The 16,192-nt window shown below is 45.5% G+C and carries 15 protein-coding genes and 1 riboswitch; of the genes, 2 read left to right on the top strand and 13 right to left on the bottom strand.

The genetic code is table 11. The annotated features are described in order from the left end of the window. Window positions 1-484 precede the first annotated feature (484 nt). The 12 genes from AB4Z45_RS15000 to spoIIR all read right to left on the bottom strand — a co-directional run bounded on the left by AB4Z45_RS15000 (window position 485) and on the right by spoIIR (window position 12,894). The gene (locus AB4Z45_RS15000) at window positions 485-1,447 is read right to left on the bottom strand and encodes an ABC transporter ATP-binding protein (RefSeq protein WP_076266262.1); all 963 of its coding nucleotides are present in this window, start codon (window positions 1,445-1,447) and stop codon (window positions 485-487) included. Continuing rightward, on the bottom strand, window positions 1,444-2,442 hold the full coding sequence (locus AB4Z45_RS14995; protein WP_339209780.1) for an ABC transporter ATP-binding protein: 999 nt from the start codon (window positions 2,440-2,442) through the stop codon (window positions 1,444-1,446). The genes AB4Z45_RS15000 and AB4Z45_RS14995 overlap by 4 nt, the downstream gene beginning before the upstream one ends. Before the next feature lie 13 nt (window positions 2,443-2,455). Next, complete coding sequence (locus AB4Z45_RS14990) at window positions 2,456-3,379, bottom strand: ABC transporter permease (RefSeq protein ID WP_441910167.1); 924 nt, start codon at window positions 3,377-3,379, stop codon at window positions 2,456-2,458. After that, window positions 3,376-4,311 carry an ABC transporter permease gene (locus tag AB4Z45_RS14985; RefSeq protein ID WP_054025472.1) on the bottom strand — a complete coding sequence of 312 codons (936 nt, stop codon included), beginning with the start codon at window positions 4,309-4,311 and terminating at the stop codon, window positions 3,376-3,378. Before AB4Z45_RS14985 ends, AB4Z45_RS14990 begins: the two co-directional genes overlap by 4 nt. Before the next feature lie 134 nt (window positions 4,312-4,445). After that, the gene (locus AB4Z45_RS14980) at window positions 4,446-6,128 is read right to left on the bottom strand and encodes a peptide ABC transporter substrate-binding protein (RefSeq protein WP_441910166.1); all 1,683 of its coding nucleotides are present in this window, start codon (window positions 6,126-6,128) and stop codon (window positions 4,446-4,448) included. Window positions 6,129-6,849: 721 nt separating this feature from the next. Next, window positions 6,850-8,097, bottom strand: a complete 1,248-nt coding sequence (gene glyA / locus AB4Z45_RS14975) for a serine hydroxymethyltransferase (RefSeq protein ID WP_441910165.1) — start codon at window positions 8,095-8,097, stop codon at window positions 6,850-6,852. Between the two features lie 98 nt (window positions 8,098-8,195). Further along, on the bottom strand, window positions 8,196-8,801 hold the full coding sequence (locus AB4Z45_RS14970; RefSeq protein ID WP_441910164.1) for a TIGR01440 family protein: 606 nt from the start codon (window positions 8,799-8,801) through the stop codon (window positions 8,196-8,198). Between the two features lie 16 nt (window positions 8,802-8,817). Next, window positions 8,818-9,276, bottom strand: a complete 459-nt coding sequence (rpiB, locus tag AB4Z45_RS14965; protein ID WP_441910163.1) for a ribose 5-phosphate isomerase B — start codon at window positions 9,274-9,276, stop codon at window positions 8,818-8,820. Window positions 9,277-9,374: 98 nt separating this feature from the next. After that, a riboswitch (ZMP/ZTP riboswitch) is annotated at window positions 9,375-9,455 on the bottom strand. Window positions 9,456-9,538: 83 nt separating this feature from the next. Further along, complete coding sequence (locus AB4Z45_RS14960) at window positions 9,539-10,117, bottom strand: low molecular weight protein arginine phosphatase (protein WP_076266269.1); 579 nt, start codon at window positions 10,115-10,117, stop codon at window positions 9,539-9,541. A 142-nt stretch (window positions 10,118-10,259) separates the two neighbouring features. Next, entirely contained in the window at window positions 10,260-10,820 is a 561-nt protein-coding gene (locus AB4Z45_RS14955; protein ID WP_441910162.1) for a manganese efflux pump MntP, read from the bottom strand. Between the two features lie 123 nt (window positions 10,821-10,943). Further along, window positions 10,944-12,005 (bottom strand): L-threonylcarbamoyladenylate synthase, encoded by a 1,062-nt coding sequence (locus AB4Z45_RS14950; RefSeq protein WP_441910160.1) that lies wholly within the window; start codon window positions 12,003-12,005, stop codon window positions 10,944-10,946. A 124-nt stretch (window positions 12,006-12,129) separates the two neighbouring features. Continuing rightward, window positions 12,130-12,894, bottom strand: coding sequence for a stage II sporulation protein R (gene spoIIR, locus AB4Z45_RS14945; RefSeq protein ID WP_441910158.1), 765 nt, complete (start codon window positions 12,892-12,894; stop codon window positions 12,130-12,132). Window positions 12,895-13,078: 184 nt separating this feature from the next. Here spoIIR and AB4Z45_RS14940 point away from each other — a divergent pair, with 184 nt between their 5' ends. Further along, window positions 13,079-13,951 (top strand): RNA polymerase sigma-70 factor, encoded by an 873-nt coding sequence (locus AB4Z45_RS14940; protein WP_441910157.1) that lies wholly within the window; start codon window positions 13,079-13,081, stop codon window positions 13,949-13,951. A 170-nt stretch (window positions 13,952-14,121) separates the two neighbouring features. Then, window positions 14,122-14,559, top strand: coding sequence for a carboxymuconolactone decarboxylase family protein (locus AB4Z45_RS14935; protein ID WP_441910156.1), 438 nt, complete (start codon window positions 14,122-14,124; stop codon window positions 14,557-14,559). A gap of 503 nt (window positions 14,560-15,062) precedes the next feature. Here the strand turns inward: AB4Z45_RS14935 and prmC are convergent. After that, window positions 15,063-16,013, bottom strand: a complete 951-nt coding sequence (gene prmC, locus AB4Z45_RS14930; RefSeq protein WP_441910154.1) for a peptide chain release factor N(5)-glutamine methyltransferase — start codon at window positions 16,011-16,013, stop codon at window positions 15,063-15,065. Window positions 16,014-16,192 lie beyond the last annotated feature (179 nt).

The following is a 16,192-nucleotide window of genomic DNA, read 5'->3' as shown; positions in this document are numbered from 1 at the left end:
TATATTAACACATCTCCTAATCGCACGGGTCATCAGGATAATGAAGGTCACTATAAATTCGAGGCTCTCTTCTGAATAGAAGCCTTTAAACAGCGTTGTACTGCCCTGTATGCCTGCTTCATGATACGGGAGAGTTTCCCTCTGTTAACCCCGCAATGTCCAGTACAACCGCTCTACGATCCTGCTCCTTGCACTTACACACGGCGAAGCCGCTCTCCTCAAGCTTATATAGTGAACCTTGAAGTCATCATGTAAACTTCTATCCACAATCAGTATAAAAATAATAAATTATTTATTGAAAAAACGTTTAAACGATAAACTATCCACATTTTTGGCATGAGTTATTCACAATTGTCCACATGTTATCAACATTTTTGTGCACAACCTACTAAAAATAAAAAAAGATGAAGCAGGAATCATCCTTGCCCCATCTTTTTTCAAAAACTTATTCACAACTAGCTTTATGCTAGAGAATTGATAATGATTATACTGACGCGTAGTGACAAGCAGCAAAATGCCCTTTTCTCACTTCAAGCAGAGCTGGCTCATCCACCTTGCATTTGTTTGTCGCAATCGGACAACGCGTATGGAACTGGCAGCCTGTAGGCGGATTGATTGGGCTAGGCAAATCGCCAGTCAATACAATACGCTCACGAGTCGCTTCAATTTCCGGGTCTGGAATTGGAATAGCCGAAAGCAGAGCCCTTGTATAAGGGTGAGCAGGGCTCGCATACAACTCGCTGCTCTCTGCAAGCTCAACGATTTTACCAAGATACATAACGGCTACACGATCGCTTATATGCTTAACCATGGACAAATCATGCGCGATAAACAAGTAAGTTAAACCCATCTTGCGCTGTAGATCCATCATCAAGTTAACAACTTGCGCTTGGATAGATACGTCGAGCGCTGAGATCGGCTCATCTGCAATGATGAAGCGCGGATCAACGGCAAGCGCGCGCGCAATACCAATACGCTGTCTTTGACCGCCAGAGAATTCATGAGGATACCTTGTAGCGTGGTCTGGATTAAGACCTACGACATCTAGCAGGTTCTCAACTCTGTGCTTGCGTTCTTTCTTGCTTGCAACAAGCTTGTGAATATCAAGTGCTTCTCCGATGATGTCCATAACCGTCATACGCGGGTTTAATGATGCGTAAGGATCTTGGAATATCATTTGCATATCACGGCGAAGTTCCTTTAGCTTAGGACCCTTCAACTTATAGATATCTTGCCCGTCGAAGTTAACACCGCCGCTAGTTGGTTCATACAGCCGCATAATAGTACGACCAGCTGTTGATTTTCCGCAGCCGGACTCACCAACTACGCCGACCGTTTCTCCTTTTTTGATGGAGAAAGATATATCATTAACAGCGTGGAGCGTCGCTCCTCCGCCTAAATTAAACGATTTACGCAAATTATTAATTTCAATTAATGGCGCACTCATACTGACACCTCCCGATTTGCATAAGGATGTGCTAGCCAGCATGCCGACTCATGATTCTCATTGCCGTCCACTGGGAGCAATTCAGGATCATTGTCCACGCAAACCCGCATGGCTTCATCACAGCGAGCACAGAAGCTGCAGCCAGTCGGCGGCTTAATCAAATCCGGCGGCATACCGTAAATCGGTACCAACGGCTCTTCCTTCTTCTGGTCAAGACGAGGAAGGGAGCGCAGCAAACCTCTTGTATAAGGATGCTTAGGGTTTTTGAAAATCTCCCATTTCGTACCGGTTTCCACAACCTTGCCTGCATACATAACGATAACGCGGTCACACATATCTGCTACAACGCCTAAATCATGCGTAATAAGAATAATAGAAGTGCCAAGCTTTTGCTGCAAGTCCTTCATGACTCGCATAATTTGCGCTTGAATTGTAACGTCTAGCGCCGTTGTTGGCTCATCCGCAATAAGAAGCGATGGATTGCATGCAAGCGCGATAGCAATCATCGCCCGTTGACGCATGCCCCCAGAGAACTGATGCGGATATTGATTAACTCGTGAAGCAGGGTTCGGAATACCTACAAGATCAAGCATCTCAATCGCGCGTGCAGTCGCTTTTGCACCGCTTATTCCTTGATGCTTGATTAGTCCCTCTGTAATTTGACGGCCAATCGTCAGCGTAGGGTTAAGAGAGGTCATTGGATCCTGAAAGATCATCCCCATCTCTTTACCGCGAATGTCCTCCATTTGATTATTGGACATTTTCAAAATTTCTTGGCCTTTAAACATAATCGATCCTTTAGTATCGGCCGGAGGCGATGGAATCAAACGCATGAGCGATTGTGCAGTTACACTTTTGCCGCAACCGGACTCCCCAACGATGGCTACTGCCTCGCCTTTGTTGACGTGAAAATTCACACCGCGAACCGCTTTAACGATACCGCCTCGAACTTTGAAATTAACACGAAGGTCTTTTACTTCAAGTAATTTCTCCATCATTGACCACCTCCTACTTCTTCATTTTCGGATCAAGCGCATCTCTCAGACCATCGCCAAAAATATTAAAGCAAAGCATCGTAATGCTTATAACAGCTGCTGGGAAAATCATTCTCCACGGATACAGTGTCCATGCTTTAATTGCATCATTTATCATCGTACCCAAAGACGCAGCCGGGGATTGAACACCTAGTCCCAAGAAGCTGAGGAATGCCTCTGCGAAGATCGCACTTGGAACAGTAAGCGTCAACGTTACGATAATCGGACCCATTGCGTTAGGAATAAGATGTCTGAATAGAATACGTGGAGTGCTTGCGCCGAGCGCTTGAGCTGCCATAACGTATTCTTGATTTTTGAGCTGCATGATCTGGCCGCGCACAATCCAAGCCATACTGATCCAACCGGTTATACTAAGCGCAAGCACGATCGTGAACATGCTTGGCTCTAATATGACAATCAAAAGAATGATAATAAGCATGCTTGGAATGGAGTATAGAATTTCACAAAAACGGTTCAGTATCTCATCGACACGTCCGCCGAAATAACCCATAATCCCGCCGATAATAACTCCGAGTACCAAGTCAGCTAATGCAGCATATATACCAACCTGCAGAGATATTCCAGCACCCATCCAAGTACGGGTGAAAAGATCCCGTCCGAGATCATCTGTACCAAACCAGTAGGTAGCGTTAGGGCCCAGATTTTTTTCTTTCAAGTGATTCGTTTGAAAATCCTGCTCCGATATCATCGGGCCAAAAATCGCCGTAAGGGAGACGATAAGCAAAACTATTAAGCTGAACATGGCTATTTTGTTGGAACGCAAACGCAGCCAAGCATCTTTCCATGCTGAGATGCTCTCACGAACAACTACTTCCGTGTGCTTCTCATCTTTGTTCAGCTTTGCGAATTGATCCGGCGTAAAGGTCTTATCCTTCATCCTTTTCCGCCTCCTCTTGTTAGCTTGATACGCGGATCGACAAAGCCATAAGCAACGTCAGTCAAGAACCGCGCAACCATCAGGATAATTCCATAAAATAAAGTAAGCCCCATTATGAGCGTATAGTCGCGGTTAGTAATACTTTGTACAAAATATTTCCCAATTCCACCTATACCAAAAATTTGTTCGACAACGACAGAACCGGTAATAATGTTAGCGGTCATCGGTCCGATATAAGTTACTACTGGTAAAATAGCATTGCGTAGAGCATGACGAACCAAGATAATGCGGCCGCTGAGACCTTTAGCACGAGCGGTCTTAATATAATCAGCGGATAGTACTTCTAGCATTGTTGAGCGCGTCAGACGCGCGATAAATGCAGCCGGAAGAAACGAAAGTGCAAGAACAGGCATAATAAAATCTGTAGGATCGTTAAGTCCCGATACATTGAGCCAACGCAGCTTGCTGCCTAGGACGAACTGTAAAATTGATGCTGCCAAAAAGTTGGGAATCGATACCCCAAGCACTGCAATAACAATCGTAAAGCTATCCAAAAATTTACGATGATTAAGAGCCGCAATGATGCCCAGAATCAAACCTAATGCTAGCGACACAATAACGGCAAAAAGACCGATTTGCGCAGAGTAAATAAAGCTTTCTTTAATAATACGAGTAACGGACATATATTGCTGCTTCATTGACATCCCTAAGTCGCCATGAAGCAAATTGTTCAAATACATCAAGTATTGTTTCCATACCGGCTGATCAAGGCCGTACATTTGCAAGAGGTGCTCCCTTATTTTCTCGGGAATAGCCTTCTCCCTAATGAAGGGATCGCCCGGGATAATTTTCATAAGAAAGAACGTAGCGGACGCAAGAACAAACAACGAGACAAACATGGACAGAAACTTCTTGGATACATATTTTATCAACGCAATGGACACCTCCTTACAGAATATAAACAAGAAGTAATGCTAAAAAGTGATAAAGCCTGAATCTGTCAACAAGAAAGGGATATATGCGGACACCCCGCATATATCCCTAGCTTCAGGTGCTGGAAGGACGACTATTTCGCTTCGTAGAAACCTCTTGTGTAGTCGATGTCCCCTTTGTAGTCCAAGAAGATGTTCTTGAATCCAGGTTTAAGCATGTAAACGTTGCTGTAGTAGTAAATTGGCATAATCGGCATGTATTCCATAAGAATTTTTTCTGCCTCAGTCATAGCCGCAATACGTTCAGCTTGATCTCCGCTTGCATTCGCTTTTTTGATCAAAGCGTCGTATTCAGGTGAAGCAAAACCTGTATTATTTTGACCGCCGCCAGTTACGAACATATCCAAGTAAGTCATTGGATCGTTGTAGTCAGCTCCCCAACCTGCGCGAGCGATTTGATAGTTCATTGCAGTACGGTTTTTCAATAGAACAGCAAACTCTTGGTTTTCGATACCAACTTCGATACCAAGGTTTTGACGCCACATTTCAACGATTGCTTCAGCAATTTTCTTGTGGCCGTCGCTTGTGTTGAACGTCAATGTTACTTTAGGGAACTTAGCAAGCTTAAGCTCAGCTAGACCTTCAGCAAGCAATGTTTTTGCTTCGTCAACATTTTCAGTGAAGAAATCATCTTTCACTTCGTTACGGTAATCTTCTTTCAAACCGATGATGCCTGGTGGTACAAAACCAAACGAAGGAACTTCGCCAGCCATTGTTACGCTCTCAACGATTGCTTGACGATCAATCGCCATTGCAAGTGCTTTACGTACTTTTACGTTGTTGAAAGGAACTTCTTCTGTGTTGAATTGGTAGTAGTACGAGCTTGCGATACCTTTAGTAACGATCTCGTCTTTTTTCGATTCTTTTAGAACCGGAATTTGCTCAGCTGGGATTTCACCAGTTGGTTTACCAGTGTAATCAAGTTTGCCTGTCTCGTAGTTAGCAAGTTCAGTTGCAGATTCAGCGATCATTGTGAAGTCAACGCCTGCAAATTTCACTTGTGCTTTATCGTAGTAGTTTTCGTTAGGAACAAGCTTAATGGAAGTATTGTGCTGCCATTCGCTCATTTTAAAAGGACCGTTACCGATGATTGTTTTAGCATCAGCTGCCCAAGCCTCGTTGTCCTTCACAGAAGGATGAACAGGGTTGTAAACATAGAATGATGTAAGGCTCAAGAAGTATGGTGTAGGTGAAACGAGCTTAACTTCAAGCGTTTGAGCATCAAGAGCTTTGATACCCACAGCATCCGTGTTTGTCGTTTTGCCTTCGTTATAATCTTGTGCGCCAACGATGTAGTAGAATTGGTACGCGTAAGTTGAACCTACAGCTGGATCAAGTGCGCGTTTCCAAGAGAATTCGAAGTCATTTGCAGTAACAGGGTCGCCGTTACTCCATTTTGCGTCTTTGCGGATTTTAAATGTGTAGGTTTTGCCGTCTTCTGATTTTACCCAGCTTTCAGCAGTTGCAGGAATGGATTCACCATTCTCGTTTTTACGAGTTAGACCCTCGTAGATACCAGTTGCAAGTGTACCTGATACGTTGTCTTCCATAAGTGCCGGGTCAAGTGTCGAAGGCTCAGAGTGAATGTTCATTCTGAAAACTTTCGCTTCGGATGCTCCTCCATTTGTAGCGCCGTTTGTTGCGCCGTTCGTAGCACCGTTGTTGCCTGTTTCTTCTTTAGGCGTACAACCAACAGCGACAATAGCAAGAATGAGTAAAGCAGCAATAAATGATAAAGCAGACTTTCTTGTTCTCATTGTAATCCTCCCGTTTTTTTTCTGCTCAGTTCAACATGGCAAAATCGTCCAACTTACTCGCTTTGTACACAAACGTTTGCATCTTCTTCTAGCTTGTCCAATGCAAATATACGTATCCTTTTGAGCAATGCTAAACATTTTCCCCACTTAAACAATGAGTTTAAATATAATAATAAATTTCACTATACAACCATGTTAATTATTTATCAAGAATATGTAAGCTGTAAATTTTTGTTTATAATTACTTTTATACACTGTTCTTTAACACATTAACGCGTTTATTCAATTAATTATTCTGTTGCGTTAATGCTGTACAGCGTTTATTCAGTTAATTATTTTAATAATATTTCAGTTTAATATTTTTACAGTCATTTATTTACAAAAATAGCACTAATACTTAAAAATACAGATTAAATTGAAAATCCTTTATATTTCCATATTGTTTTAAATTACATATATATTCCACAAATATATAACGTATTTTTTCGGTGTTTATACTATAACATAAATAATAACGACCATTATATTTAATTATTATTTTTCGCTTGTGCAAAATGAACGTTTTTTCATTTCAACATTGACGTTTGCTCATTTATTCCACGCAGCTTCTAATTGTATTATTTTTTTAGATATATTATTTATGCACGGCATATAATCAAAAAAAGACCTATTCATGCATATGCACAAATAGGTCTTTTTTTAATTAATAATATATTTATGATTAGTAAGTCATGCCAGGGTAAAGCGGGAATTGTGCAGTAAGATCACGAACCATGCCGCGCGCTTTGGAGAGCACCTCTTGATCTTGAGGGCTGTTAAGCACAAGTGCAATAACCTCAGCAATAACCTTCATTGCGTTCTCTTCCATGCCGCGAGCTGTCGCTGCAGGTGTACCAATACGAATACCGGATGTTACAAACGGGCTTGTTGGATCAAACGGAATGGCATTTTTGTTAACCGTAATGCCTACTTCATCAAGCACATGTTCTGCTACTTTTCCTGTAATGTTCAGATTGCGTGTGTCGAGCAGCATCAAGTGATTGTCTGTTCCGCCAGATACGATATTAAAGCCTTTTGCAACAAGCTCTTCCGAAAGAACTTTAGCGTTCTTAACAACTTGGGTTGCGTATTGCTTGAATTCAGGTTGAAGCGCCTCGCCGAAAGCTACTGCTTTAGCAGCGATAATGTGCATCAAAGGACCGCCTTGCGAGCCTGGGAAAACTGCTTTATCAATCGCAGCAGCCCAAGGTTGACGACAAAGGATCATACCGCCGCGAGGTCCGCGAAGGGTTTTGTGGGTTGTAGTTGTTACAAAATGCGCATGAGGCACCGGGCTCGGGTGAAGGCCTGCAGCAACCAAACCAGCGATGTGAGCCATATCAACCATAAACAATGCGCCTACATCATTAGCAATTTTGCCAAGCTTCTCGAAATCGATTGTGCGCGGATATGCACTAGCGCCTGCAACGATCAAACGAGGACGGTGCTTGAAAGCAAGCTTGCGAACTTCTTCATAATCAATAGTGAAGGAATCTTCTTGTACACCATATGCAACAAAGTTATAAAGCAATCCAGATGCATTAACAGGGCTGCCGTGTGTCAAATGTCCGCCATGTGCTAGATTCATACCAAGCACAGTGTCGCCAGGCTGCAAAGCTGCAAGGTAAACAGCCATGTTCGCTTGTGCGCCGGAGTGTGGTTGCACGTTCGCATGCTCAGCGCCAAAAAGCTCTTTCGCACGGTTGCGGGCAATATCCTCAACGATGTCAACATGCTCACAACCGCCATAGAAACGTTTGCTTGGGTAACCTTCTGCATATTTGTTCGTCAAAACGCTTCCCATAGCTTCCAAAACCGCTTCGCTAACGATGTTCTCGGATGCGATAAGCTCGATATTGTCACGTTGACGAGTAAGTTCTAGTCCTAGAGCTTTCAATACTTCTGGGTCTTGTTTGCGCAAATTTTCCATGATTAAATTCCTCCTCAAATTAGATACCCTTTATCAAGCAAAAACGTCTTCGGTGTCCTTTAGACGCTGAAAATCAAAAAATTATCGCTATAAATCAACTATTCGCAAGTTCCAGCAGATTGCTCTGCCGTTAGATTCTCGCTAAGCTCGTATACCGCTCGGGAGCCGCCTATTAACTTTGGCCTTGTGATAGCCATCGTGACATGCGCTCCTCCAATTTCACGAATCGTCGGACGAACGGGAACAGCCACCCGCTTCAAATGCATACCGATAAACGTATCACCAATATCGATGCCCGCATGCGCCTGCACCGTTTCCACCAAACAAGGTTCCTTCAGCTGACGATAGGCATAAGCTGCCATGGAGCCGCCCGCTTTAGGCACTGGCACTGCACCTACAATATCAAGCCCCAATCGTTCTGCAGAAGCTTGATCAATGACAAGCGCGCGATTCAGATGCTCACAGCATTGATAAACGGGAATAAAGCCAACTTCGCTGCGAACCGCTTCAACGCCTGCGTAAATTTGTGCAGCCGTTTCAATGGTGCCCGAAGTCCCGATGCGATGACCAAGCACCTCACTAGTACTTACACCGATTACTAGCAGCTGACTCATGCCAAGCTTGCCTGCCGCTGCCAGTTCCCGAACAATTTGCTCAACCTGTTCTGCAATGCTTCCAAGCTGTACGTTTTCGTCTACGTTCATTGCGAATGCCCCCTAATTAGGACTGGCTGATGTACTGTTCTTCAATTTGTTTCACTTTACTAACACGACCGACATGGCGTTCTCCATTTGAGAACGGCGTTTCAAGCCATATGCGAATAATTTCGAGTGCCACTCCAGGACCGATTACTCGTTCCCCAAGCGCCAAAACATTAGTATCATTATGCTCCCGAGTGGCTTTGGCTGAGAACATATCATTCACAAGCGCACAGCGGATGCCGCGTACTTTATTAGCCGCAATCGACATGCCGATACCTGTTCCACAAATGAGTATACCGCGCTCTGCTTTGCCGCTCGTAACAAGGTCGCATACGGGCAATGCATAGTCCGGATAATCGACGGATTGGTCACAGTTGCAGCCAAGATCTTCAATTTCATGACCAAGCGATCGAAGAAACGGTACAACTTCGTCCTTCAAACGATAACCTGCATGGTCAGCACCAATAGCAATTTTCAACGCAAAAGACCTCCTTAGAAATGAAACATCACAGTGCTAGTATACCTATTTTTGCCCAAAAAGACGAAAAAAGAGCATGACATGCTTATTAGCATGCTGCTCTTTGCCCAGGCGACCGGCCGTATATTCCGATGCTCCACCGTGGTTACCCACTTCCGTCGCCAGTTACATCGGAAACCGTATATTGTCATTTTATTATATCTTATACAGCTGCAAAAATCAATCGAACGGGAACAAAAATGACTTCCGCAACCCTGAACACTTATCTTTTGGCCAGCTTGTCCAGCAGCTTGACGAGCGCGTCCTCTATTTCGTTAGCACTGCTGCTGTATATAGCAAGCGAGCCTCCGAAAGGATCAACGATGTCAAAGCTCGGTATGCGACGCTCCAGCTCAAGCAATCGTCTTCTCTCGCCAGTCGTCAGCTGTTGGCCAAGCGCCTGCTTCATATGAAGCTCTGTATAAAGCTGCTCCAGCTCCTCAATATCGGCGAGCACTTGTGCGTCTTGATTTGCATATTCCTTTAACGTATAGATTTTGTCGACCGCTTCGGGATGCCATTGCAGCAAACCGCGCTTATGATTAACCGTCATTGTCAAAATAATATCAGCCCAACCAACCGCTTCGCTCGTCAGCGCCAGCGACGTGCTCTTATGCTCGATGTCCCGCTGCCTAAGGGTCTCCACAGCATGAGCTGACACGGGCAGTCCATCAATAGTAGATATGCCTGCGGAGCGAACGGCTACGGTGATCCCTCTCAATGCAGCCATTCGGCGAAGCATAGCCTCTGCCATCGGTGAGCGGCATGTATTGCCTGTACATACAAATAAAATACGTTTCACACTGCCAACTCCTTTTTGCACGTTATTCCAAGCTGTTCAACGATTAAGCGAAAACACCTGCAGCATTCCTTAGATGCTAAAGCAGCTTTGGCTTGAAATTTAAAATAAGACTGAAATTTTGTTCCGCTTTCTTACTTGTATTCTAAAAGATAAACAAGATGCCGAACACGAACAAAATTCCTCCGCCTATGGCCTCGCCATATTCGCCAAGCTGACCGCTGACTTTACGCCCCAGCATTAAACCACATATCGACATCAGCCCGCCGAGCAGACCGATAAGTAAAACCGTCATCAACATGTTTGCAGCGAACATCCCAAGCGTAATGCCTACTGAGAACGAGTCGATACTGACGCTAAGCGAAAGCACGAGCAAGCCCCAAAAAGATTTATGGTCAAAAGATTGAACCGCCTCGCCGCGCAGCGAGCTATAAATCATATGTCCGCCGAGCAGCACTAGCAAAATGCCTGCCGCAGTCGTGGCTACATCTCCAAGCAAGGAGCCGACGTATTGACCTGTAAAAATACCTGCCAGCGGCATGATCATATGAAACAATGCAGTTACAATGCCAAGCTTCAAAACATCTCGCAGCCTTATGCCTTTGAGCCCTATTCCGAGTCCCAGAGAAAATGCGTCTAGACTGAGTGCCACCGCAATAAAAAGCAGCGTCAAAAACTGTCCAGCTTGTAATTGTGCTTCAATCACAGCCTATCTCCCCCATGTCCGCTTGTAGTCTTTACCAAACATATGCGGACATGAGGACAAACATACTAGTGCGGTTTCAAGCTAATTTTGTTTCAAAAATGATCGTTCCCCTTACAGTGCTTTCTATACACGAATAATTCGGTTTCCAGCCGCTTTGGCTAACCGATTCATAAGCGCTGCGCCGATCCCATGCTCCGTGCAGCCCTCTGCCCAAATACGCTGAGCGCCTGCCCCGTCAAAATCTCGCAATGCCGCATAAAGCTGGTGCGCTGCTGTGCCAAGCTCCGCCTCGCTGCCTAATGAGAAAACATGATCTGCATCGTAGCGATTCAATCTCTCTTCGAAAGCAAGTACGCCAGTTACCTCGCCGCGCTTCTTTGCAGCTTCTACTTGATCTCGAATGTACGCTGACACAGCTTCAAATTGGCCTTGCACAAGCTCAAGCTCCCCTTGTGGCGCATAATGAGTATATTTCATGCCTGGCGATCGCGGAGCCGACTCCGGTTCATCTACCGAGGCACTATCAACCAACGCATGGGGTGCCGCTTCTTGAAGCGCTTCGCGCGTAATGCCGCCTGGCCGTAAAATTCGAATGCCATGCTCGCCAGCAAGCTCAATTACAGTAGATTCCAGGCCGACGCCTGTTGCACCGTCATCAACAAGACCATCGATCCGCCCATCCAAATCCTCCAGCACATGCTCAGCAAGTGTTGGGCTTGGCCTTCCAGAACGATTGGCGCTTGGTGCAGCAATTGGACAATCTGCGATCTCAAGCAGCGCAAGCGCTGTTCTATGATCCGGTATTCGAATACCAACGGTAGACAGTCCTGCCGTTACGAGCGGCGATAACGCATCCTCGCGAACGGGCAGTACAATGGTAAGTGGTCCTGGCCAAAACTGTTCCATCAACGATGAAGCCAGCTCCGAATACGGCAGCACCAGCTCATCTAACTGCTTGCGACCCGCAATATGCACAATAAGAGGGTTGTCCGATGGACGTCCCTTTGCGGTGAATATCCGCTCAACCGCCGCCGAGCTGCGAGCATCCGCGCCAAGCCCATAAACCGTCTCCGTAGGGAAAGCAATAATACCGCCTTCTCTTAATTGGCTGGCAGCCTCCGATAATTGTTCCCGCAGCTGAGAATCATGAGCCTGTTTTACGCGCCATACATTTGTTTTAGTCATCTCTATCCTTCAATCCTTGCTCTTAATTGAAATTGTTCATTCATTCGTTATTATAGCATAAGCACCCGCAAACAAGCAGAAACGACAACTGCACCTTTACATTCAAAGGTGCAGCTGTCGTTTCTTATGAAAACAGTGATTTAATCCAATTGATAAAAGATTCAATCATTTCCCAAATAAAAAATTTTGCTTCCGGCGCTTCGCCTTGGGAAGGAGTATCTGCTGGAGCTGCTGCTAATGAAGCTGTCTTAGCCGCTGCACTATTCGATTTCACAACTGATGCTTGCTCTGTCTCTGTTCCAGCTGCTGCTGATGCTTCACCGCTTACAGCATCGATAAAACATAACGGCGGGAACAATACACACCACCAATTTTGTCCGCCGCCTTCGCCAAGTGTAATACGAAGGGCTTCATAGTCGCCAGCAGGGTAAACTTGATTGCCGTACATTTTTGTCGGGAACGGTACCATTCCAAGCTCTGCGGATGAGCCATATTCAAAGCCGCGGCTCTTTAGCACTTCTGCTGTAATGCGTTCAATTTCAGGCATATTAGCGAGAATCGTCTGACGTGCTTCCTCAATCGTCTGAGGTCCCGTCACCCAGCTATTCATCGCTTTAACGATTTCATCCCGGACAAGACGTTTCACGACTTGATCAGCAGGATTATCGGAATTGGCTAAAATACGAAGGCGAATGGCTTCCTGTGGGATCTCTCCGCCTGCAACCGCAGCATCCATTTGCTGAGCTTCCCAGCTCATAATTAAAATGATAAGTGCAAAAATAATAAAACCATATGATTTGCGATAAACAAATTTATTAGCCTTACCCGAATTAGAATGAGCGGATTTAGAAATATTGGAATAGGAATGAATAGAATAATGGCTGGACATATAACACAAGCTCCTCTCGTCGCACCCGTCAGTGCGTCTGCTTGCGTTCCGGAACGTATCTATCCGTCATTATGTCCGCTTTGCTTAATATATAAACCTATCAATCTATCTATTTTTTATCTTATCGCAGACGCTCTTCTAGCAGGCTATACTATTTTCAATAAATGAGAAGGATGGATGAAGAATGGATTTCCAAAAAACTTATGCAGCGTATCGACCGCTGCTCCATTCCATTGCTTATCGGATGCTTGGCACATTCAGCGAGGCCGAGGAATTGGTCCAGGATGTGTTTGCAGACTACAGCCTTTTGGACCCTAGTGAAATTAAAAATGAGAAGGCCTATCTCGTTCGAATGCTCACTAACCGCTCGATCAATCTCAGCCAATCCGCGCGCAAAAGAAAAGAAGTATATGTTGGACAGTGGCTGCCCGAACCAGACGTCAGCACCGTTGAGCTGGATCCTGCTGAAATTTATGCGGAGCATGAAGAGATTTCCTACGCGCTGCTTGTCATGCTTGAGCAGCTAACAGCAGTTGAGCGGGCTGTGTTTATTTTAAGAGAATCACTTCAATACGACTATGAGGATATCGCTGCATGCTTACATAAAACGACAGCAAACTGTCGTAAAATATACAGCCGAGCCAAAGAGAAGCTTCAGGAAGATAGATCGATGCTACCCATGAACACGGATAAAGCCGAGCCCCTCGCTGTTGCCTTCATGGAAGCAGCTTCTTCTGGAAATTTCGAGAAATTGATTTCTCTTTTATCCGAAGAAGCGATTCTTGTCTCCGATGGAGGAGGCAAGGTACGTGCAGCTATTTTCGCTATTATTAGCAGAGAAAGAGTCATCGCCTTTTTGAAGGGTGTTATTCCGAAGACCTTCTTGGGAGATGGCCATCAATTCGCTGACGTGAACGGACAAGCTGGCGTCATCGTTAACCAAGCCGGTATGCCTAGAAGTGTTATCAGCTTTCGGCTCGATGAGGAAGGGCAGAAGGTTGAGCGGATTTATGTCATGTTGAACCCTGATAAGCTGAAGCATGTTCGGATCGAATGACCATTTGAAAATTTACGATCCGCCAATCGTGAACACCGGATGACTAAACAAAGACGACTAGACAAGGACGACTAAATAAAAAATTTTTTAATCTTCTGTCACATCCGATAACTGTGTTTTGTCTTAGAGGATGAAAGCAAATAATTAGAACATAGAGGAGAATGAGGAACATGACAGAAAGAGTCCAAATAGCTAAAGAAATACCTGCTGCATATCAGGCAATGAGCGGAATGGAAAAATACCTAGGCACTACGAGCATCGACAAGCAGCTGCTAGAATTGATTAAAATTCGCGCATCGCAAATAAATGGCTGTGCATTCTGCATTAATATGCACACGAAAGACGCTAGAAGCTTAGGCGAGACTGAGCAGCGGATTTATGCATTGAGCGCTTGGCGCGATACGCCTTACTTTACGAAGGAGGAGCGAGCGGTACTCGCTTTGACGGAGGCTGTCACTGTCATTACGAAGGAACATGTGCCTGATGCGGTATATGAAGAAGTTGCCCGGTATTTCGAGAGCAAACAAGTCGGCGAGATTATTATGGCTATTATTACGATCAACGGGTGGAACCGTCTTGCGATAAGCACCGGTATGATGCCGGAATAAAAACTAAAATATAGTGTTATTTTCATTAAAGGAACCCTTTTCGAGAAAATAGAGCTAGAATGTAGGCTTATTGTTTGCTCATCACCCGCAAAAAGGGGCTAATTGATGTGGTACAGCAAAAATAAAACTAAAATATAGGCTTATTTTCGTCAAAGTAGCCCTTTCCGTGAAAATAGAGCTAGAATGTAGGCTTATGTTAGCTCATCACTCTCAAAAAGGCGCTAATTGATGTGGTACAGCAAAAATAAAACTAAAATATAGTCTTATTTTCGTCAAAGTAATCATTTTCTCGAAAATAGAGCCAGAATGTAGGCTTATGTTTGCGCAACGCCCATAAAAACGCGCTAAATGGTACGTTCGAGTGAAAATAAATCTATGAAATAGATTTATTTTGCTGAGCCCAGTCAGGCTGCTGCTTGAAAATGGCTGCTTGAAATGAAATAGAGGCTTTCCCGAAGTAGATAATTCTACTTTTGGGGAAGCCTCTTTTGCTGCAAGCGAAGCTAACTCCTCGTTGCAATGACATGGCGCTCGATTCCAGCGTAGTCACTGATGATTCGAATGTCGTCCCATTGCGACATTTCGCGCATCATGTCGGCAACGATGCGAGGCTGGCCCATGCCGAGCTCGAATGCGACGATGCGAGGCATCTGCGCGAGCAGCGGAAGCTGCTCCAGCATGCGCCGGTACGGGATCAACCCGTCCGGCCCGCCTTCCAGCGCGAGATGCGGCTCATAGTCGCGAACTTCGCGCTGCAGCTCTAACATATCCGCCGCCGGTATATACGGCGGATTGGATACAAGCACGTCGATGCGAAGCTCGCCGTGCTGCAGTTCACCCTGCTCATGCCCATGTACAAATGGCATGAGCAGGTCGCCCTGCACGAATGTCAACCGATCCGCCGCTTCATGGCGGATCGCGTTCGTGCGGGCGACTGCCAGCGCGTCCGGCGATAGATCGGACGCGCATACGCGCCATGCGTGACGCTGCGAAGCTAGCGTCACGGCGATGGCGCCGCTGCCTGTGCCGACGTCGACAATGGTCGGCGGCTGCATATCCCCTGCAATCAACGCAGGGGGCCAAATAAGATCAGCTGCCTCAAGCACAGCCTCGACGAGCAGCTCTGTTTCCGGACGCGGAATGAGCACGGCAGGCGAGACTGTAAATGGCCGCCCATAAAACCATTGCTCACCAATAATATATTGAACAGGCTCCCCAGCAGCCTTACGACGTATGAGGCCTTCCCATTCTGCTAACCGCTCTGCAGGAAAAAACTCACTGCCATCACGCAGCAATGCCGCTCGATCCATATTCAGCAAATGCATGAGCAGAAGCTCTGCATTGTTGCGCGGCTCTTCCACCGCTTCCGATTGCAAAATCGCTGTCGCTTGCATGCCTGCTTGCCGCAATGTTAATGGCGCAACAAACCATTGCTCCTCCGAATGCTTGCTCATCCCTGTATCGCCCTTCCCACTTTAAAGTAACTTCCTTCTCCATCATGCAGCAACTATAGCCACTCTTTTGCCATTACTGCCTCACAGCTAGCAGCACATACGACAATAATTTGCTTCCATGTCCGATCTATTTATGTGCTCCACACAACCACATGCTTTGCCTTTGCCACGCCTTCGCT

The organism is Paenibacillus sp. MCAF9 (assembly GCF_052114265.1).
In the GTDB taxonomy this organism is placed as follows: Bacteria; Bacillota; Bacilli; order Paenibacillales; family Paenibacillaceae; genus Pristimantibacillus.
Note: the sequence above shows the minus strand (reverse complement) of the source record. Positions and strands in the feature narration are given on the sequence as shown.